General features: G+C 71.6%; 19 protein-coding genes and 4 tRNA genes. 13 read left to right on the top strand and 10 right to left on the bottom strand.

Going from position 1 to position 18,952, the window contains the following annotated elements:
* Window positions 1–26 precede the first annotated feature (26 nt).
* Together EI169_RS08185 and EI169_RS08180 are read right to left on the bottom strand one after the other, a co-directional pair.
* Complete coding sequence (locus EI169_RS08185; protein ID WP_205783764.1) at window positions 27–1,223, bottom strand: HRDC domain-containing protein; 1,197 nt, start codon at window positions 1,221–1,223, stop codon at window positions 27–29.
* A complete protein-coding gene (locus EI169_RS08180) occupies window positions 1,220–1,804 on the bottom strand; it encodes a DUF3000 domain-containing protein (RefSeq protein WP_125131886.1) in 585 nt (194 codons plus the stop codon). Before EI169_RS08180 ends, EI169_RS08185 begins: the two co-directional genes overlap by 4 nt.
* A gap of 25 nt (window positions 1,805–1,829) precedes the next feature.
* Here EI169_RS08180 and EI169_RS08175 point away from each other — a divergent pair, with 25 nt between their 5' ends.
* Entirely contained in the window at window positions 1,830–3,053 is a 1,224-nt protein-coding gene (locus EI169_RS08175; protein ID WP_125131885.1) for an alpha/beta fold hydrolase, read from the top strand.
* On the opposite strand, the gene EI169_RS08170 is transcribed toward EI169_RS08175, so the two are convergent.
* Genes EI169_RS08170 through EI169_RS08160 form a run of 3 tightly spaced genes read right to left on the bottom strand, consistent with a single transcriptional unit; the run spans window position 3,022 to window position 5,105 of the window.
* On the bottom strand, window positions 3,022–3,723 hold the full coding sequence (locus tag EI169_RS08170; RefSeq protein WP_125131884.1) for a dihydrofolate reductase family protein: 702 nt from the start codon (window positions 3,721–3,723) through the stop codon (window positions 3,022–3,024). The two genes, EI169_RS08175 and EI169_RS08170, sit on opposite strands and share 32 nt — an antisense overlap.
* 1 nt (window position 3,724) lies before the next feature.
* On the bottom strand, window positions 3,725–4,165 hold the full coding sequence (locus EI169_RS08165; protein ID WP_125131883.1) for a SufE family protein: 441 nt from the start codon (window positions 4,163–4,165) through the stop codon (window positions 3,725–3,727).
* Window positions 4,166–4,199: 34 nt separating this feature from the next.
* Window positions 4,200–5,105, bottom strand: a complete 906-nt coding sequence (locus tag EI169_RS08160; RefSeq protein WP_125131882.1) for a sulfurtransferase — start codon at window positions 5,103–5,105, stop codon at window positions 4,200–4,202.
* 119 nt (window positions 5,106–5,224) lie between these two features.
* Between EI169_RS08160 and zapE the strand changes: the two genes are divergently transcribed.
* The 3 genes from zapE (at window position 5,225) to EI169_RS08145 (ending at window position 8,390) form a co-directional block, all read left to right on the top strand.
* Complete coding sequence (gene zapE, locus EI169_RS08155; RefSeq protein ID WP_125131881.1) at window positions 5,225–6,262, top strand: cell division protein ZapE; 1,038 nt, start codon at window positions 5,225–5,227, stop codon at window positions 6,260–6,262.
* Window positions 6,263–6,418: 156 nt separating this feature from the next.
* Window positions 6,419–7,693 carry an ammonium transporter gene (locus EI169_RS08150; RefSeq protein ID WP_125131880.1) on the top strand — a complete coding sequence of 425 codons (1,275 nt, stop codon included), beginning with the start codon at window positions 6,419–6,421 and terminating at the stop codon, window positions 7,691–7,693.
* 190 nt (window positions 7,694–7,883) lie between these two features.
* Window positions 7,884–8,390: a type II toxin-antitoxin system PemK/MazF family toxin gene (locus tag EI169_RS08145; RefSeq protein WP_125131879.1), complete on the top strand. Its 507-nt coding sequence runs from the start codon at window positions 7,884–7,886 to the stop codon at window positions 8,388–8,390.
* A gap of 55 nt (window positions 8,391–8,445) precedes the next feature.
* Here EI169_RS08145 and EI169_RS08140 read toward each other — a convergent pair.
* A tRNA-Val gene (locus EI169_RS08140) sits at window positions 8,446–8,518 on the bottom strand.
* Window positions 8,519–8,663: 145 nt separating this feature from the next.
* Here EI169_RS08140 and EI169_RS08135 point away from each other — a divergent pair.
* From EI169_RS08135 to EI169_RS08125, 3 genes are all read left to right on the top strand, one after another.
* Window positions 8,664–8,736 (top strand) — tRNA-Gly (locus tag EI169_RS08135).
* A gap of 66 nt (window positions 8,737–8,802) precedes the next feature.
* Window positions 8,803–8,873, top strand: a tRNA-Cys gene (locus EI169_RS08130).
* A 26-nt stretch (window positions 8,874–8,899) separates the two neighbouring features.
* Window positions 8,900–8,974, top strand: a tRNA-Val gene (locus EI169_RS08125).
* A gap of 149 nt (window positions 8,975–9,123) precedes the next feature.
* Here EI169_RS08125 and EI169_RS08120 read toward each other — a convergent pair.
* Window positions 9,124–9,942 (bottom strand): zinc-ribbon domain-containing protein, encoded by an 819-nt coding sequence (locus EI169_RS08120; protein WP_125131878.1) that lies wholly within the window; start codon window positions 9,940–9,942, stop codon window positions 9,124–9,126.
* A gap of 115 nt (window positions 9,943–10,057) precedes the next feature.
* Here EI169_RS08120 and EI169_RS08115 point away from each other — a divergent pair, with 115 nt between their 5' ends.
* Window positions 10,058–10,564 carry a DUF6790 family protein gene (locus EI169_RS08115; RefSeq protein ID WP_125131877.1) on the top strand — a complete coding sequence of 169 codons (507 nt, stop codon included), beginning with the start codon at window positions 10,058–10,060 and terminating at the stop codon, window positions 10,562–10,564.
* Window positions 10,565–10,582: 18 nt separating this feature from the next.
* Here the strand turns inward: EI169_RS08115 and EI169_RS08110 are convergent, their stop codons facing one another.
* Window positions 10,583–11,725 carry an SLC13 family permease gene (locus EI169_RS08110; RefSeq protein ID WP_125131876.1) on the bottom strand — a complete coding sequence of 381 codons (1,143 nt, stop codon included), beginning with the start codon at window positions 11,723–11,725 and terminating at the stop codon, window positions 10,583–10,585.
* Window positions 11,726–11,940: 215 nt separating this feature from the next.
* Here EI169_RS08110 and thrS point away from each other — a divergent pair, with 215 nt between their 5' ends.
* The 3 genes from thrS to EI169_RS08095 all read left to right on the top strand — a co-directional run bounded on the left by thrS (window position 11,941) and on the right by EI169_RS08095 (window position 15,154).
* The gene (gene thrS / locus EI169_RS08105; RefSeq protein WP_125131875.1) at window positions 11,941–13,953 is read left to right on the top strand and encodes a threonine--tRNA ligase; all 2,013 of its coding nucleotides are present in this window, start codon (window positions 11,941–11,943) and stop codon (window positions 13,951–13,953) included.
* On the top strand, window positions 13,946–14,503 hold the full coding sequence (locus EI169_RS08100) for an HIT domain-containing protein (protein ID WP_240640717.1): 558 nt from the start codon (window positions 13,946–13,948) through the stop codon (window positions 14,501–14,503). Before thrS ends, EI169_RS08100 begins: the two co-directional genes overlap by 8 nt.
* 87 nt (window positions 14,504–14,590) lie before the next feature.
* Window positions 14,591–15,154: a hypothetical protein gene (locus EI169_RS08095; protein ID WP_125131874.1), complete on the top strand. Its 564-nt coding sequence runs from the start codon at window positions 14,591–14,593 to the stop codon at window positions 15,152–15,154.
* Between the two features lie 6 nt (window positions 15,155–15,160).
* Here the strand turns inward: EI169_RS08095 and pdxY are convergent, their stop codons facing one another.
* Complete coding sequence (pdxY, locus tag EI169_RS08090) at window positions 15,161–16,012, bottom strand: pyridoxal kinase PdxY (RefSeq protein WP_125131873.1); 852 nt, start codon at window positions 16,010–16,012, stop codon at window positions 15,161–15,163.
* A 7-nt stretch (window positions 16,013–16,019) separates the two neighbouring features.
* A complete protein-coding gene (locus EI169_RS08085; RefSeq protein ID WP_125131872.1) occupies window positions 16,020–17,366 on the bottom strand; it encodes an aminotransferase class I/II-fold pyridoxal phosphate-dependent enzyme in 1,347 nt (448 codons plus the stop codon).
* A 95-nt stretch (window positions 17,367–17,461) separates the two neighbouring features.
* On the opposite strand from EI169_RS08085, the gene pdxS reads away from it, so the two are divergent.
* Complete coding sequence (gene pdxS, locus EI169_RS08080; protein WP_125131871.1) at window positions 17,462–18,346, top strand: pyridoxal 5'-phosphate synthase lyase subunit PdxS; 885 nt, start codon at window positions 17,462–17,464, stop codon at window positions 18,344–18,346.
* A complete protein-coding gene (gene pdxT, locus EI169_RS08075) occupies window positions 18,340–18,951 on the top strand; it encodes a pyridoxal 5'-phosphate synthase glutaminase subunit PdxT (protein WP_125133383.1) in 612 nt (203 codons plus the stop codon). The genes pdxS and pdxT overlap by 7 nt, the downstream gene beginning before the upstream one ends.
* Window position 18,952 lies beyond the last annotated feature (1 nt).

Genomic DNA, 18,952 nt, shown 5'->3' with positions numbered 1-18,952 from the left:
GGGCCCCCGAATCGGTTGGATCGAACCTACGAAGCGGCGCTCTCGGCGTCGTCCACGATGTTGACGGAAGCCACAAAGGCATCCGCGATCCGCTGTGCGGTTTCCGCAATCTGCCACTCGCGCGCGCCGAGTTCGCGCAACGCGAGACCGATCGATTCCGCCGTGATCTCGGCCGGCGGAGCCCAGGCGACGCGGCGCAGCAGCTCGGGGGTGAGGAGGTTCTCCGTCGGCATGTCCAGTTCGCCGGCGCGTTCCTCCACCACGGGGCGCGCGGCGCGCAGGCGCGCGTCGGCCTCGGGGTTGCGGTCGGCCCACGCCCGCGCGGGCGGGAGCGATTCGGAGGGGATGCGGTCGGCGGGAAGCTCAGTCGCGGCGCGTCCTTCCACGATCGCGTTCCACCACCGGTCCAGCTGGGAGCGGCTCGCGCGCCCGGTGAACTCCTTCACCGCAGCGAGCTCCTGCTTGGTCTGCGGGTTGGCCAGCACGGCGGCCACGAGCGAGCGGTCGGGCACGAGCCGACCGGGCGCGACGTCCTGCTCGCGCGCATAGTCCTCACGTGCCTGCCACAGCGCGCGTGCCACGGCGAGGTTGCGCCGCCCCCGCACCGCGTGCAGGCCGCCGAGGCGCCGCCACGGATCCTCGCGCGGCGGCTTGGCGGGCCGTTCGAGCACGGCCGCGAACTCCTCCTCGGCGAACGCGGTCTTGCCCTGTTCGACCAGCTCTGCGGCGAGGGCATCGCGCACGTCGACCAGGTGCGTGACATCGAGCGCCGCGTATTCGAGCCATGACTGCGGCAGGGGCCGTGTCGACCAGTCCGCCGCCGAGTGCGCCTTCGCCAGCGTGATGCCGAGCGTGGACTCGACGACGGCGCCGAGCCCCACCCGCTCATGTCCGAGCAGCCGCGCCGCGAGCTCGGTGTCGAACATGCGGTGCGGTTCCAGTCCGCGCTCGCGCAGCGAGGGGAGGTCCTGGCTGGCCGCGTGGAAGACCCACTCGGCGTCGGCGATCGCCTCCTGCAGCGGCGAGAAGTCCTCGATCGTGGAGGGATCCAGGAGGAACACCCCCGACTCGCGGCGGAACACCTGGATGAGGTAGGCGCGTTGCGAGTACCGGAAGCCGGAGGCGCGTTCGACGTCGACGGCGACGGGCCCCGTGCCGCCCGCGAGGGCGGCGGCCGCGTCGCGCAGGCCGTCGGCGCTCTCGATGACCACGTAGTCCGTCACGAGTCGCTCCTCCGCGAGCCGAGCGTCACGATGCCCTCCGACCCCGGCGGAAGCCCCGCGAGCATGCATACGAGCTCGGCCCATGCCTCGACGTGCGGCCCGAACGGAGGCTTCGGACTCCATGACGCGCGCAGCTCGATCTGCGCGCCGTCGCCCTGGGCCGCCAGAGAGCCGAACCCCTTCGAAAGCGTCTTCGTGGCGGTGCCGGATGCGGCGGAGTAGCTCGCGCCGCGCGACGCCAGGGCGTCGACGAGCCACGACCACGCGACATCCGCGAGGAGGGGGTCGGTGCCGATCTCGCTCTCCAGAGGCGCCTGGGCGAAGCACACGATGCGCCACGCGCCGCCCCACGGCTCCGGCTCATCCGGATCGTGCAGCAGGATGAATCGGCCGGTGCCGAAGGGGGAGTCGATGCCGGTGCCGTCGGGGCGCACGTCGCCGGCCAGCGCCAGCGATTCGGGAGCCAGCCCCGACGGCGCCGGGATCTCCCGTACCGCGAAGTCGTCCCGGAAGCCTGTGGCCCGCAGCTCCTCGGCGGCCTGCGCGAACGCGGAGGGCGCGGCAGGAGGATGGTCGCTCACGCCGACAGACTAGAGTGAGGCCTCGATGAACGGCCCCAGGCACGCCGCAGGCTCCGGCGCTTCTCCCCGGTCGGCCGACGCGCTGCGGGCGGCCGCCACGGTCCTCGCCCTCTCGCTCGGCGCCGTGGTCACCGCGATCGGCGCGATCTCGCTGCGCGTCGCGCGGCGGGTCGTGACCCCGGCGCCCCGCGTCCCCGACACGCGCATCGTGGACCTTGACACCACGGCGCAGACGATCACGCTCGCGCGCACCCCCGACACGGTGCTCCCGGGGCGCTACGGCCTGTTCACGACCGGCGCACTGCCCTACGTGAAGCTCGGCTCGGTGCTCAGCGAGGACGCGCGCACGGTCAAGCGCAAGCTCCTCACCCACGTCGCGCCGGGCGCGCGCCTCGCCCCCGACGCGGCCTTCAGCGGCTGGTACTACGACCGGCCCGACGACCTCCAGCTGCCGTTCCGCAACGAGCTCATCGGGTCGGGCGTGGGTCCGTGTCCTGCGTGGCTGTTCCCGGCGGCGGAGGAGACCGACCGGTGGGTCGTGCAGGTGCACGGCCGGGGAACGACACGCGCCGAGGCGCTGCGCGCCGTGCCGCTGTTCCGGTCGCTGGGCTTCACGTCCCTGCTCGTCTCGTACCGCAACGACGGCGAGGCACCCCGCAGCCGCACGGGGACGTACGCCCTCGGGGCGACCGAGTGGCGGGACGTGGACGCCGCGATCGGTTTCGCACGACGTTCCGGCGCGCGGCGGATCGTGGTCATGGGATGGTCGATGGGGGGCGCGATCGCGCTGCAGGTGGAGCTGAACTCCCCGCACCAGGACGTGCTGGCAGGGCTCATCCTGGAGTCGCCGGTGGTGGACTGGCGTGTGGTCCTCGACTACCAGGCCCATCTCATGGGGCTTCCCGCCCCGGTCACCGGGCTCGCTCTCGGCACGCTGTCATCGGAGTGGGCGGCGCCGGTCGCACGCACCGGTGCGGCCATCCCGTTCGATCAGCTCGACGCGGTCGCCCGCGCCGAGGAGCTCCACCACCCGATCCTGCTGCTGCACAGCGACGATGACGGCTTCGTCCCGTCCGACGCCTCCCACGCGCTGGCGAGGGTGCGCCCCGATCTGGTCGAGATGCACACGTTCGCCGTCGCGCGGCATACGAAGCTCTGGAACTACGACCAGGTGCGCTGGTCGGCGGCGATCACGGAGTGGCTCCGCCGTCAGCAGCTCATCGAGCCCGGCGAAGCCGCAGGTAGCTGAAGCCGGCGTCGTCGACGAGCATGCCGGCAAGGGTCGTCGGCACGCGGGCGCTGATCGGCAGGAACGGCTCCCGCGCGGGCTCGAGGACGGGCGCGACGCTCACGCAGTACTCGTCGATGACGCCCGACTCGGCGAAGCGCGCCGCCAGGGTCGGTCCGCCCTCGCACACCAGGCGCGTCAGGCCGATCCCCGCGAGAGCCTCGACGACCGTTCGCGGCTCGAGCGACTCCCCGCCGGGAACGCCGAGGACGCGGATGGCAGGGACGCCCGACCGCGCGCGGACCTGCTCCACCCGGCCCTCGGGGCACACCAAGACGATGGCGTCCGCGTGGCCGTCGAAGCGGTTGCCGTCGAGGTCGCCGGTCGTGGTGACGATCGCGAGCCGCGCCGCACGCGGGACGATGTAGCCTTCGGCGCGAACGGTCGCGGCGCCTACGACGACGGCGTCGGCGTGGGCGCGGATGATGCGGAGCAGAGCGCGGTCGGTCGGGCTCGTGAGCGTCTCGCTGGTGCCGTCGGCGCCGGACGCTGCCCCGGTGGGGCTCGTGATCATGTTCAGCCGCACGTAGGCGTCGTCGTCTCGTGCGTACAGCGAGGTGAGCCAGGCGCGGCCGCCCTCGGTGGACACGTCGTGCCCGCCTGCGGCGGCGAGGGCGTCGCGCACGTGCATGTCAGCTCGTGCGCTTGGTGCGCACCTGGCGCTTGGCGCGCATCAGCATCCCCGTCATGCCGGCGATGCGCAGGGGACTGACCGCGCGGGTCAGACCGATGCTCTGCGGGAAGTCGTCGGGCACGGCGAGCACCTCGTCGGCGGTCAGTCCCGTGAGGCCCTGCGCGAGGATGCTCGCGAACCCGCGCGTGGTCGGCGCCTCGGCGGGTGCCGTCGCATGCATCGCGACGCGACCGTCCGCGTCGACGTCGACGACGATGTACACCGGCGACTGGCACTCGGCGACGCGCTCGGTGAGCTCGGGGTGGTCGGCGTACTCGGCCGGGACGGGCGGCAGGTCGTGGGAGTACTCCAACAGGAGCTGCAGTCGCTCGGGTTCGGCGAGCTCCAGGAACTCGCCGCGGATCTCGGCGAGGCGGTCGGGCAGCGCGGTGTCGCTCATCCCGTCCATCCTCCCACGCGTCGGGCCGCCGGGCTCAGGCGCGGGCGGGAGCCTCGCCGGGCTCGGTGCCGGTGACGATCGGCACGCGCACCGCGCTGCCCCATTCCGTCCACGAGCCGTCGTAGTTGCGCACGTTCTCGAAGCCGAGGAGGTGCTGCAGCACGAACCACGTGTGGCTCGACCGCTCTCCGATGCGGCAGTAGGCGACGACGGCATCGCCGCTGTTCAGCCCCGCCCCGTCGCGGTAGATCGCGTCGAGCTCGGCCCGCGGCTTGAAGCCGCCGTCCTCCGCGACGGCCTTCGCCCACGGCACGTTCTGGGCGCTGGGGATGTGTCCTGCGCGCAGCGCGCCCTCCTCCGGGTACGCGGGGGCGGTGGTCCGCTCGCCGCTGTACTCCTCGGGGGAGCGCACGTCGATGAGAGGAGACCCCAGGTGCGCGAGCACATCGTCCTTGTAGGCGCGCAGCCGCGTGTCGTCGCGCTCGACGACCGGGTACTCGCCGGGCGTCGGCGCGGGCGTGTCGGTCGTGAGCGGGCGCCCCTCGGCGATCCAGCGATCGCGTCCGCCGTCGAGGAGGCGGACGTCCTCGTGACCGAAGAGCGAGAAGACCCACAGCGCGTAGGCGGCCCACCAGTTGTTCTTATCGCCGTAGATGACGACGGTGTCATCGCGCGAGATGCCCTTGCGGCGCATGAGCTCTGCGAAGCCCTCGCCGTCGACGTAGTCGCGCACGACCGGGTCGTTGAGCTCCGTGTGCCAGTCGACCTTGACGGCGCCGGGGATGTGGCCGGTCTCGTAGAGGAGCACGTCCTCGTCGGACTCGACGACCACGAGGCCCGGACGGCCCAGGTTCTCGTGCAGCCACGCGCCCGTCACCAGCCGGCCCGGCTCGGCGTACTCGGCGAACTTTTCGGAGGTCGTGTCGAACTCGACGGTCATGGTGCTCCTCGATCGGGACGTCGTGCGGATCGGCGTAGGCTGAAGCCCGCCACTACGACCCTAGATCGCGCCCGGGCGGGGTGCGTACCCGACCGCGTAAGAAGGCGACACAGGATCGAATGAGCACCGCACGCACCCGCACCGGAGTGGTCCACCTCGCAGAGCGCGCGCCCGAGATGTCGGGCGCCGACATGGTCGCCGCGCTCGTGCCGCCGCCGCAGTTCGACGGGGCCACGTTCGACTCGTACCGCGCCGACCCGGCCTACCCGTCGCAGCAGGAGGCGAAGGAGAAGCTCCAGGCCTTCAGCGGCGTCGCCGCGGTCGCCCCGGCGCGGGGAGGGCTCTTCCGCCGGGCGAAGCGACCGCCGGAGACCAAACCCGGCGTCTACCTCGACGGCGGCTTCGGCGTCGGCAAGACCCACCTCCTCGCCGCGATCTACCACGCGATGCCGGCCCGCCGGAAGTACTTCGGCTCGTTCATCGAGTACACCGCCCTGGTCGGAGCGCTCGGCTACCAGAACACCGTCCAGCTGTTCCGCGGCTCCGACCTGCTGTGCATCGACGAGTTCGAACTCGACGACCCGGGCGACACGATGGTCATGACGCGTCTGCTCGGCGAGCTCGTCAGCTCGGGCACGCGGCTGGCCGCGACCTCGAACACGCCGCCGAACGCCCTCGGCGAAGGCCGCTTCGCCGCGCAGGACTTCCTGCGCGAGATCCACGCGATGGCCGCGAGCTTCGAGACCATCCGCATCGACGGTACGGACTACCGGCAGCGCGCGATCGACGGTACCGCCGTGGTGCGGACGGACGCGGAGTACGCGGAGGATCTCGCCGCCGCATCCGCCGTGGGCCTCGCCTCCGACGATGGGTTCGGCGACCTGGTCGCCCACCTCGCCCGCGTGCACCCGTCGCGCTACATCCGCCTCATCGACGGCCTCGACCTCATCGGCCTGCGCGACGTCGCGGTGCTCGAGGATCAGTCGGCAGCACTGCGCTTCGTCGCCTTCGTCGACCGTGCGTACGACGCGCAGATCCCGCTGCGGGCGACCGGCGTGCCCCTCAACGAGGTATTCCACCCCGACATGCTCGGCGGCGGCTATCGCAAGAAGTACCTCCGCGCGATCTCGCGACTGGTCGCCCTCACGCACTCCTGACGGCGCTTGCACGGCACCCCGAAACACGATGTTTACGTCGGGGCGTGCGACGTAACGAGCCCGAAACAGGGCGCGGGCGGCGACCGAAACCGGACATGGCAACACTGAGGGGACCCGACGCTACACCTGCGTCCCTGCAGAGAGGTTCTCTTCGAGATGGATCAAGGCAACACCGCATTCATCCTGATAGCGGCAGCACTCGTCCTGTTGATGACGCCAGGACTCGCGTTCTTCTACGGCGGTCTCGTCAAGGCCAAGAGCGTCATCAGCATGATGATGATGAGCTTCGGCGCGATGGGCCTGATCGGCGTCCTCTGGGTGCTGTACGGCTACGCGATCGCCTTCCCGACGACCGCGGAGGGCAGCGTCCAGCTCCCGTGGACGATCGACTTCAGCGAGCTGGGGCTCGGGAGCCTGCTGGAGGCTCCTGAAGGCGCCGCGTACCCGCCGCTCGCGTTCGTGGCCTTCCAGGCGACGTTCGCGATCATCACCGTCGCCCTGGTCTCCGGCGCCATCGCCGACCGTGCCAAGTTCGGCTCGTGGATGATCTTCGCCTTCCTGTGGGCGACGATCGTCTACTTCCCGGTCGCGAGCTGGGTGTTCAACTTCGGCCTCGCCGATGACGGCAGCTTCGCCTACGGCGGCTGGATCACCCGCGGCATGCAGGACGTGTTCGGGGTCGGCGCGATCGACTTCGCCGGTGGCACCGCGGTGCACATCAACTCCGGTGCCGCGGCGCTCGCGCTGGCGCTGGTCCTCGGCAAGCGCGTCGGCTTCCAGAAGGGCGCGCACGTGCCCCACAACCCGCCGTTCGTGCTCCTGGGCGCGGGCCTGCTGTGGTTCGGCTGGTTCGGCTTCAACGCCGGGTCCGAGCTCGCCGCCGACGGCATCGCGTCGCTCGCCTTCATCAACACGCTCGCCGCTCCCGCCGCCGCACTCCTCGCGTGGCTCGTCGTCGAGAAGATCAAGGACGGCAAGCCGACCTCCGTCGGTGCCGCGTCCGGCGCGGTCGCGGGTCTGGTCGCGATCACGCCCGCGTGCGGTTCCCTCACGCCGTTCTGGGCCATCGTGCTCGGCCTCCTGGCCGGCGCCGTATGCGCCCTCGCGATCGAGCTCAAGTACAAGCTCGGCTTCGATGACTCGCTCGACGTCGTCGGCATCCACCTCGTCGGCGGCCTCCTCGGAACGCTGTACCTGGGCTTCTTCGCCAACGGCTCGGGCCTCATCTACAGCGGCTCGTTCACGCAGCTGCTCGTCCAGGCGATCGCCGCCTTCGCGGTGCTCATCTACTCGTTCGTGCTCGCCTTCATCATCGGCTTCGCGATCGAGAAGACGATCGGCTTCCGCGTGAAGAACGAAGACGAGATCGCCGGCATCGACACGGTCGTGCACGGCGAAGAGGGCTACGTCCTCGCGGACACCCGGGCCTGACCGCCCGTCCGGAAGGGGCGTCGCGACTTCGGTCGCGGCGCCCCTTCTCGCGCGCAGCGCGTGTGTCACGGCGGCGTCGCGACTTCGGTCGCGGCGCCCCTTCTCGCGCGCAGCGCGTGTGTCACGGCGGCGTCGCGACTTCGGTCGCGGCGCCCCTTTTCGTTCCACTCCTCTTGGGTAGGGTGAGCGCATGCCGTCTCGTCTGGTCGCGGCGCTGGCCCGGATGCTCCGCCCCTCCCGCGCGGCGACAAGTCCGCCGGCATCCGCCCCCACCCGCCTGCCTCCCACGGCGACGGTGCAGGTGACGCCGCCGGCAGCCGATGCGCTGACGATCACGTACGCGCCGCAGCCCGACGGCGAGCCCGACGCCGGCGAGGTCGTGTGGACCTGGGTGCCCTACGACGAGAACGACGGTCGCGGCAAAGACCGGCCGGTGCTCGTGATCGCGCGGCAGAGCGAGGAGCGCGTGTACGCGGTGCGGCTCACCAGCCACGCGCACGACGGCTCGCGCGACTATCTGGCGCTGGGGCCGGGGGAGTGGGACTCGCGCGGGAGACCGTCGTGGCTGGATCTGAGCGCGGTCTACAGCGTGCACGATCGCGGCATGCGTCGCGAGGCGGCGGCGCTGGACCGCGCGCGCTTCGATCGGGTCGCCGCGGCGCTCACGCAGCGCTACGGGTGGCGCCGCGCGGACTGAGGCCGCGGCATCCGGAAAGGCGAAAGCCCCCGGCGCGACCGGGGGCTTTCATGGGTGGGCGATACCAGACTCGAACTGATGACCTCTTCCGTGTGAAGGAAGCGCGCTACCAACTGCGCCAATCGCCCGTCTGTCCCGCGGGACCTCATCGATCCTAGCGGATGCCGCGGGTCGCTCCGAACCGCGCGGTGTGACACGCGCGGGCCGCGCTCGGTTTGGCGGTCCGCGCGGGATCGGATAGAGTTCTAGACGCACCCGGGAAGCCGGGAGCACGCGGATGTAGCGCAGTTGGTAGCGCATCACCTTGCCAAGGTGAGGGTCGCGAGTTCGAGTCTCGTCATCCGCTCGAGTGCGGGGATCGTGTCCGGAGCAATCCGGATCCCGATCACGCTGCGTGGGTCGAACCACACACGGTGGCGTGGCCGAGCGGCTAGGCACCGGCCTGCAAAGCCGTTTACACGGGTTCGAATCCCGTCGCCACCTCGCTCATAAGTGAACAGCCTTGATAGGCGCGATTGGCGCAGCGGTAGCGCGCTTCCCTGACACGGAAGAGGTCACTGGTTCGATCCCAGTATCGCGCACCATGAAAGCCCCGGTTTGCCGGGGCTTTTCTGTTTCCTCGACCGGCGCGGGGCCGCGCGGATCGACCCGGTCCTCGGGAGGAGATCCGGCTTCGCGAGGGCGGCTCGCTCCCGAAGATCCTCCGCTGCCCGGATCTCCTCCCGAACCGGGTTCACCGCGCGTACGCGTCGACGAGCAGCGGGCCGCGGATGAGGCGGAACGCCTCGATGAGCACGTCGGCCGAGCCGCGTCCCCACGCGGAGATCCGCAGGTCGTGCGGACCGAGCGCCTCGAGCTTGCCGGTGCGGATGCGGACCACCTCCCAGCCCGCCTCCCGCAGCAGCCGGTCCTTCCGACGGTCGGCCTGCTCGCGCCGGCCGACGTGCTCGAGGCCGTGGCGGCCGATCGTGTCGTATTCGACGGCGATGCGCAGCTCCGACAGCACGAGGTCGGGCCACGCTTCGACGTGGTCGAAGAACGGCCGCGCCAGGCGCACCGCGGTGAAGCCGGGCTCGAGCGACATCCGCGCGAAGAGGTCGGCCCGCATCCGCGCCTCGACGGCCGAGGCGGGAGCGGGGGCGCAGCGGCTGACGAACGGCTCGCCGACGGCGAGGTGTGGCGTCTTGTCGCACACGCGCCGGACGCGCTTCATCGGCCGCGGGGCCTCGGGGGCGCGCACGGGTGCGGGGGCGGCGAGCTGCGCGCACTCCGGGCACCACGCCGAGCGCCGCCGTTGGCGCCCGGGTCGGTGGCGCTGCTCGTCGGGGGTCGCCGCGAAGAGGTGGCCGGCGTCGCACTGCCAGCACAGCAGGACATCGGCCGCCGGCGGGATCTGCGTGAGCGTGATGCCGGCGTTGAGGTCGGGGTGGTACTGGCGGATGAGTGCCGGATAGGCCGCCCACGCATCGCGGTAGGTGCCGACGGGGTAGGGGACGGCCGTACCCTTCGAGAACTGCCGCCGCGCCCACCACAGCTCCACCCGCTCCGCCACGCCGCGACCCTACGACCGACCACCCCCACGCGACACGCGCGCACGCAGGATCGCGCCCGCCGGCGCGCCGCGTCGCTACCCTGGGGCCGGCCACCATCCAGAGAGGACTCCCGCTATGTCCGCCGAGCCCGCTGCATCCACCCGCACCCCTGTGATCCTCGGTCTGCTGCCGTTCGGCGGGGTCGTGCTCTTCGTCATCGCCGAGATCGTCGCGTTCGTCGCCACCGGCGGCCGCGACTTCCTGCAGACGACCGTCATGAACGCCGTCCTGTTCCTCATCGGCTCGGCCGCCCTGGGCGCCGCCATCGCGCACCTCTTCTTCGGACCGGCGATCGCCCGCTCCATCGGCTGGCAGCCCGGCCCGTTCCAGTTCGAGGTCGGCGCGGCCAACGCGGCGATCGGGGTGTCGGCGATCGTCGTCGGTGCGGCGTTCGGTCCGGACGCATGGCTCGGGCCGATCCTCGCCGCCCTCGTCTTCCTCGTACTCGCCGGGATCGGGCACATCCGCGACATCGTGAAGAAGCGCAACTTCTCGATCAACAACGCCGGGCCGATCCTCTTCCTGGACTTCCTGGCCCCGATCGTCACGCTCGCGCTGTGGATCTGGCTGACGGCGTCCTGAGCCCGGCACCTCTCCGGCTCACAAGGCGAGCGGAAGCACCGCCAGGACGACGGTGAGCGGCGCGACCAGCACGCCGATCAGGAGGAACTGCGACCAGCGCACGGGCACGCCCATCGCGCGCAGGCGCCCGTACCACAGCAGGGTCGCGAGCGACGCCCACGGGGTGAGGAGCGGCCCCGCGTTCACGCCGACCAGCAGCGCGGCAAGCCGGGTCCCGCCGCCCGCAGCTGACTCGAGGGCGAGGAACGCCGGCAGGTTGTTCAGCAGATTCGCCGCGAGCACACCGGCACCGGCGACCTGCCATTCGCCGCCCGGTCCGGCGCCCGCGATGAACGACGTGACCGCGTTCAGCCCGACCGCCTCGGCCGCTCCCACGACCAGGAACAGCCCGCCCGCGAACAGGAGTAGCGACCACGGCACGAGCGTGGGCTGCACGACACGGGGCGCGCGCCACACGAAGAACCCGCCCAGGACGAGCGCGGCGCCCACGGCGGGGATCCACGGCGGGATGCCGGCCACGAGCAGGGGCAAGAGGAACGCCACGACGACCGCGGCGGCGACCAGCAGCACACGATCGGCCACGCGCGGCTCGCTCGCGGGCGCGTGGCGCGCCGGGAGCCGCCGCAGGAACAGCAGCGTGAGCACCACCGCCGAGACGACGATCGCGATCACCGCCGACGGCCCCAGCAGTGCGAGGAAGCTCCACGGATCGGTCGAGCCGGATCGCTCGGCCGCGAGGAGGTTCGTGAGGTTCGACACCGGCAGCAGGAGCGAGGCGGTGTTCGCGAGCACGACCGTGACGAAGGCGAACGGGATCGGGTCGAGCCGGTGCTGCCGCGCCATCGTCACGACCACCGGCGTCAGGAGCACGGCCGTGGTGTCGAGGGAGAGGAACGCCGTCGTGACGACCGCGAGCGCCACGACGAGCAGCCACAGCAGCCACGTGCGCCCGCGGGCCAGGCGCGCGAGGCGCGACGACACGACATCGAAAAGGCCCGCGGCGGCCGCGAGCTCCGCCACGATCGTCACCGCGACGACGAACAGGAGGATCGGCCACACCCGCTCGGCGATCCCGGCGAGCTGGTCCACGGGGAGCAGGCCCGTCAGCACCGCCACGACGCCGATCGCACACAGCGCCGCTCCGGCGATGCCCAGTTTCACCGGTCCATTGTGCCGCCTGCCGGTTATAGACCCGCGCCATGGAACCCCGGATGCGGCGGGCGACCGTCGTCGCGGTGTCCTCCGCGAGCTCGACGCGAACGTCCGGCGCCTGAGCGGGCGGGGCGCGGCGCGCGCCCGAAGCTGAGACCTTCCTGGCGCGGGCCGGCATTCTCCGGCCCGGTAGCCTTGATCCGAGCCACCTCTGGAGAGTTCCCTTGACTGACGCTGCTGCGCCGTCGGACGTTTTGTATCCGACCGACGGTTTCGCCCTGTTCCCCGATCGCTCCGTCATCGCCCAGCGCGTGAACGGTGAGCTGAAAGACCTCGCCGCCACGGTCCAGGAGACCGACGTCGTCGAGCCCGTCGCGATCGACAGCCCCGATGGCCTCGCGATCCTCCGGCACTCGAGCGCCCACGTGCTCGCGCAGGCCGTGCAGCGCATCAAGCCGCAGGCCAACCTCGGCATCGGTCCGCCGATCACCGACGGCTTCTACTACGACTTCGGGGTCGACGAGCCGTTCACCCCGGAGGACGTGAAGTCCATCAAGAAGGAGATGGAGCGCATCGTTCGCGAGGGCCAGCGCTTCGTCCGCCGCGTGGTGACGGACGAGGAGGCCCGTGCCGAGCTCGCGGACGAGCCGTTCAAGCTCGAGCTCATCGGGCTGAAGGGCTCGTCGGCGTCCGCGGGCGAGGGCGCGGACGTCGAGGTGGGGGCCGGCGAGCTCACCATCTACGACAACGTGTCGCGCGACGGCGAGACCGTGTGGAGGGACCTCTGCCGCGGTCCCCACGTGCCGAACACGCGCGTCATCGGCAATGGGTGGGACCTCACCCGCATCGCCGGCGCGTACTGGCGGGGCAGCGAGAAGAACCCGCAGCTGCAGCGCATCTACGGCACCGCGTGGCCCAGCAAGGACGAGCTGCGCGCGTACCAGCAGCGGCTCGAGGAGGCCGCCAAGCGCGACCACCGCAAGCTCGGCAAGGAGCTCGACCTGTTCTCCTTCCCCGACGAGATCGGCTCGGGCCTGTCGGTCTGGCACCCCAAGGGCGGCCTCGTGCGCGGCGAGATGGAGCAGCACGCGCGGCGCCGGCACGTCGAGGGCGGCTACACCTACGTGTACACGCCGCACATCTCCAAGCAGGACCTGTTCATCCAGTCCAACCACCTCGTCACCTACAAGGAGGGCATGTTCCCGCCGATCCGGCTGGACGAGGAGCGCGACGCGGCGGGTGAGGTCGTGAAGGCCGGCACCGACTACTACCTGAAGCCGATGAACTGCCCGATGCACATCCTGATCTACAAGGAGCGTGCGCGCAGCTACCGCGACCTGCCCATGCGCCTCGCCGAGAACGGCACCGTGTACCGTTACGAGCTGTCCGGCGCCCTCCACGGCCTCACCCGCGTCCGCGGGTTCACCCAGGACGACTCGCACCTGTTCGTGACTCCGGACCAGCTGGAGGCCGAGGCGACGCGCGTCCTGGAGTTCGTCCTGTCGATGCTGCGCGACTTCGGTCTCGACGACTTCGAGCTGGAGCTGTCGCTGCGCGACGACGAGAAGGACAAGTGGATCGGGTCGGACGAATTCTGGGAGTACTCGACGAACGCGCTCCGCCACGTCGCCGTCGCGAGCGGGCTCAAGCTCACCGAGGTGCCGGGCGAGGCGGCCTTCTACGGGCCGAAGATCGACCTGAAGACCAAGGACGCGATCGGCCGCACGTGGCAGCTGTCCACCGTGCAGGTCGATGTGAACCTGCCGGAGCGCTTCGATCTCGAGTACACGGGCCCCGACGGCGAGAAGCACCGGCCGATCATGATCCACCGCGCGCTGTTCGGCTCGATCGAGCGCTTCTTCGCGATCCTGCTCGAGCACTACGCGGGTGCCTTCCCGGTGTGGCTGTCGCCCGTGCAGGTCGTCGGCATCCCGGTCGCCGCCGAGTACGAGGACTACCTCGACGGCGTGATCCGGATGCTGCGCGACGCCGGCGTGCGCGCGGAGCTGGACCACAGCGACGACCGCATGCAGAAGAAGATCCGCACCCACACCACGCAGAAGGTGCCGTTCCTCCTCATCGCGGGCGAGCAGGATCGCGCGGGCGGAACGGTCTCGTTCCGCTTCCGCGACGGATCTCAGGAGAACGGCATCCCGATCGCCGATGCGGTCCGCCGGATCCGCGCCGCGATCGACGGGCACGCGCTCGTGAACACCGCCGAGGACTTCCGTGAGTGACGCCGGCGACCCGTGCGACGACCGGCTCACGGCCGCGGCCGAGCTGCCGGGGGTTCCGGACGAGTTCCAGCGCCTGTGGACGCCGCACCGGATGGCCTACATCCAGGCGGGGCCCGAGCCGCTGCGCGAGGCATGCCCGTTCGACGAGGCACCGCTGAAGTCGGACGAGGACGGGCTCATCGTCGCGCGCGGACGCACGGCGTACGTGCTGCTGAACCTGTTCCCCTACAACTCGGGCCACCTGCTGGTGTGCCCGTACCGTCACGTCGCGACGTACGACCAGGCGACGGCGGAGGAGGTCGCCGAGATCGGCGCGCTCACGCAGACGGCGATGCGGGTGCTGCGGCAGGTCTCGCGCTGCGACGGCTTCAACATCGGCATGAACCAGGGGGCCGTCGCCGGCGCCGGTGTGGACGCCCACCTGCATCAGCACATCGTGCCGCGCTGGGCGACCGACGCGAACTTCTTCCCGATCATCGCGAAGACGAAGGCGCTGCCCCAGCTGCTCGGCGACGTGCGCCGCGCCGTCGCCGACGCCTGGCCGGCGTGAGCGCGCGCCTCGGGAGACGCATCCTGTGGACACGATGCCCACGCCGCGGCGCGGCGCTCTAGCGTTGCCGGCATGCATCCGGCACGCGTGACCCGTCCGCTTCTCGCCCTCGCCGCCGTCGGCGCCCTGTGCGCGGGCCTCGCGGGCTGCGCCGTCACCCCGCCGACGCGTCCCGCCGCGAGCCCTTCCGCCGACGCCCCGACGCCGTCTCCCGGGGAGACCACGGCGCCGGATGCGGGCACGACGATCCCCGGCGAGGACGCCTTCGCCGAGCGTGAGGCGTTCTTCGCCGCTCAGGGGCAGCCGCGCGACGGCTCGCTGCCGACGCCGCAGACGCCCGAGCAGCAGCGGTTCGTCGATGAGCAGCGGGCCTACGTCGAGGCTCAGGGTGGTCAGTGGGACGAGTTCTACGACGGCGTCGCCCTCGCGGCTGCGCTCGACGCGTGCGAGACCTCGATCCTCAATTCTCACGCGGTCTTCACCGACACCGCGCGCGCGCACATCGCGTCGTCGCCGCTGATCGCGCAGATCGCTCAGGGCGACCCGGCCGCGGAGCAGGGGCTCGCGAGCATCATGGTCTTCGGCACGGGCTTCCTGTGCCCGGCGGATGCGCCGCAGTGGGAGGCGGCGTTCGCGGAGATCTACGGCTGAGCGCGCTCAGCGCACCTGGCGCACGGTGAACTGCATGCGCGGGTGCGCGTAGGCCTCCTGCGACTCGACGAGCGCCAGCTCGCGCTCGCCCGACTGAAGCGTCCGATCGAGCAGATCGAACACGCTCGACGCGGTGCGCGCCAGCGCGTCGGCGGCGTCGCGCGTGCGGCCGTAGTGCGCGGTGAACAGCGCCGCGGTGACGTCGCCGGAGCCGTTCGCCTTCATCGGAAGGAGCGGGGTCTGCACGATCCACGCACCCGCGTCGTCGGCGGCGAGCATCTCGATCGTGCCCTCCTCGCGGTTCGGGCGCTCGACGCTCGTGACGAGCACCGTGGACGGTCCCATGGCGCGCGCGGCGTCGACCGACGCGAGCGTCGTCTCGAGCGAGCCCGGCTCGGTGCCGGTGAGGAAGCCCAGCTCGAACTGGTTGGGCGTGATGATGTCGGCGACCGGCACGACGCGCTCGCGCAGCAGCTCGGGGATCGCGGGGGCCACGAAGCATCCGGACTTCGCATTGCCCATGACCGGGTCGCACGCGTACAGCGCGTCGGGGTTGGCGGCCTTGACCCGGCGGACGGCGTCGACGATCACGTCGCCGATGCCCTCGCTCCCCTGGTAGCCCGAGAGCACCGCGTCGATCTGCGGGAAGGCGCCGCGCTCCTCGATGCCCGTGATGACGTCGGCGACGTCCGCGGGCGGGATGAGCGGCCCGCGCCACGCGCCGTATCCGGTGTGGTTGGAGAAGTTCACGGTGTACACCGGCATCACCTCCACGCCGATGCGCTGCAGCGGGAAGACAGCCGCGGAGTTGCCGACGTGGCCGTACGCGACGGCCGACTGGATGGAGAGGATCTTCACGGGGTCGTCATCCTTCGGTGAAGGCGGCGGCGCGCGCCGCGGCGGACAGGTCGCGGGCCAGCTGCGCGGCCCGCTCGTCGTCGAGGTCGTGCACGGTCAGGCGCACGTGGGTGCTGCGCCGGTCGGCGCGCAGCGAGAACTCGTTGCCGCTGCGCGCGAGCCAGCCCCGCCGCATCAGCTGCTCCGACACCGCGCGGGCGGGCGCACCGGTGTCGACCCACAGATTCAGCCCGTCCCGGGCCGTCGCGGCGATGCCGGCGTCGGACAGCAGCGCCGCCACCGCCCGGTTGCGCTCGGCGTAGTGCTCGGCGGCGCGCGCGATCGTCTGACGCGCATCGGGGTCGGTGAGCTGGGCGAGAGCGAGCCGCTGGAGGAGGTGGCTCACCCACGTGGTTCCGGGGCTCAAGCGGGTCGCGAGGCGCTCGGCGGTGTCGGGGTCGGTCGCGGTCATCGCGAGACACATGTCGGGTCCGAGGAACTTCGACACCGAACGCACGAGGGCCCAGCGACGATGCTCGGCCGAGATGAGGGACACGTAGGGTGCGCGCGAGAGCAGGGAGTAGTGGTCGTCCTCGATGAGGAGCACGTACGGATGCTGCGCCAGCAGGGCGCGCAGCTCGGCGGCGCGGTCCTTCGTCATGCCCGCCCCCGTCGGGTTCTGCGCGCGCGGCGTGGAGACGATCGCCCGTACACCGGCGTCCAGCGCCGCGCGGAGGCCCTCGACGGTCATGCCCTCGTCGTCGACGGGCACCGGGACGACACGGTAGCCGCCGACGCGCGCGGTGTGGATCGCCGAGAGGAAGCACGGATCCTCCATCGCGACGGCGTCTTCGCGCGTCATGGCCTGCCCGAGGAGCCGCTCGAGGGCGTCGACGGCGCCGTTGGTCACCGTCAGGCGCAGGTCGGTCGGATCCAGGTCGGGGGCGAACCAGTCCCGGCTCCACTCCGCGAGGTCGGGATCGAGGGTGGGCTCGCCGTACAGCACGGGCCGGTCGGCGATGCGGCCGAGGACGGGGGAGAGGGCGGGGATGAAGGCGGGGTCGGGATTGCCCGTGCCGACGTCGCGGAGGACCGTGTCGGGCGCGAAGCCCTCCTGCGGCACGGCGGCCCGGTCGGCGATGCGCGTGCCTCCGCGGCCGAGGGTCACGGCGATTCCCGCGGCGACCAGGTGGCGGTAGGCGGCGACGGCGGTGTTGCGGTTCACGCCGAGCTCGGCGGCGAGCAGTCGCACGGGTGGCAGGGCGTCGCCCGCCCGCAGGTCGCCGCGGTCGCGCAGAGCCCGGATGCTCTCGGCGATCTCCGCCGCCGAGCTCCCGGTGATCCCCGTGTCGCGGGATGACGTGGTGTGCTCCATCACGTCGATCCTATGCGGCAGGCCATGCTACGTTCTGGCATAGGTCAATCGCGGGCGCTGGGCCCGCCGCATCCACCACCCGAGAGAGGGACGACATGGCCACCACCGGTACGGCGCGCGTGAAGCGCGGACTCGCGGAGATGCTCAAGGGCGGCGTCATCATGGACGTCGTCACCGCCGAGCAGGCGCGCATCGCGGAAGACGCCGGCGCGGTCGCCGTCATGGCCCTCGAGCGCGTGCCGGCGGACATCCGTGCGCAGGGCGGTGTCGCGCGCATGAGCGACCCCGACCTCATCGACGAGATCATCGCGGCCGTGTCGATCCCCGTCATGGCCAAGGCGCGCATCGGCCACTTCGTCGAGGCGCAGGTCCTCCAGCAGCTGGGCGTCGACTACATCGACGAGTCCGAGGTGCTCTCGCCGGCCGACTACATCAACCACATCGACAAGTGGAACTTCACGGTGCCGTTCGTCTGCGGTGCCACGAACCTCGGCGAGGCGCTCCGCCGCATCACCGAGGGCGCCGCCATGATCCGCTCGAAGGGCGAGGCCGGCACCGGCGACGTGTCGGAGGCGACCCGGCACATCCGCACCATCACGGCCGAGATCAACCGGCTGCGCTCGCTAACGAAGGACGAGCTGTACGTCGCCGCGAAGGAGTTGCAGGCGCCCTACGACCTCGTCGCGGAGGTGGCCGAGACAGGCGCCCTGCCCGTGGTGCTCTTCACCGCGGGCGGCGTCGCGACGCCCGCCGACGCCGCGATGATGATGCAGCTGGGCGCCGACGGCGTCTTCGTCGGCTCGGGCATCTTCAAGTCGGGCGACCCGGCCTCGCGGGCTGCCGCGATCGTCAAGGCGACCACCTTCCACGACGATCCGGCCGTCATCGCCGAGGTCTCGCGGGGGCTCGGAGAGGCGATGGTCGGCATCAACGTGTCCGACCTCGCCGCGCCGCACCGGCTCGCCGAGCGCGGCTGGTGACAGCCGTGCGCCCGCGCGTGGGCGTGCTTGCGCTCCAGGGCGATGTCCGGGAGCACGCGCGGGTGCTCACGGCGCTCGGCGCGGACGTGGCGCTCGTGCGTCGTCCCCCCGAGCTCGCCGCCGTCGACGGGCTCGTGCTCCCCGGCGGCGAGTCGAGCGTCATGGACAAGCTCGCCCGCGCGTTCGGGATGCAGCAGCCGCTGCGGGACGCGATCGCCGGGGGTCTGCCGGTCTACGGCACGTGTGCGGGGCTGATCTTCCTCGCCGACCGCATCGAGGGCGGCATCGACGGCCAGGAGACTCTCGGCGGCCTCGACGTCGTCGTGGCGCGGAACGCGTTCGGCGGCCAGGTCGAGTCTTTCGAGGCCGACCTCGACGTGGACGGCTTCGAGAGCCCGACCCACGCCGCGTTCATCCGTGCGCCGATCGTGACGCACGTCGGCGCCCGTGCCCGCTCCCTGGCCGCACTGCCCGACGGTCGCGTCGTCGCAGTCGAACAGGGCGGCCTGCTCGGCACCGCGTTCCACCCGGAGGTGACCGGGGAGACGCGCTTCCACGAGCGATTCCTCGACCGCGTGCGGGAGCGCGTCGCCGGCCGGGTCTAGC

Source organism: Microbacterium sp. 10M-3C3 (assembly GCF_003931875.1).
Taxonomy (GTDB): Bacteria; Actinomycetota; Actinomycetes; order Actinomycetales; family Microbacteriaceae; genus Microbacterium.
Note: the sequence above shows the minus strand (reverse complement) of the source record. Positions and strands in the feature narration are given on the sequence as shown.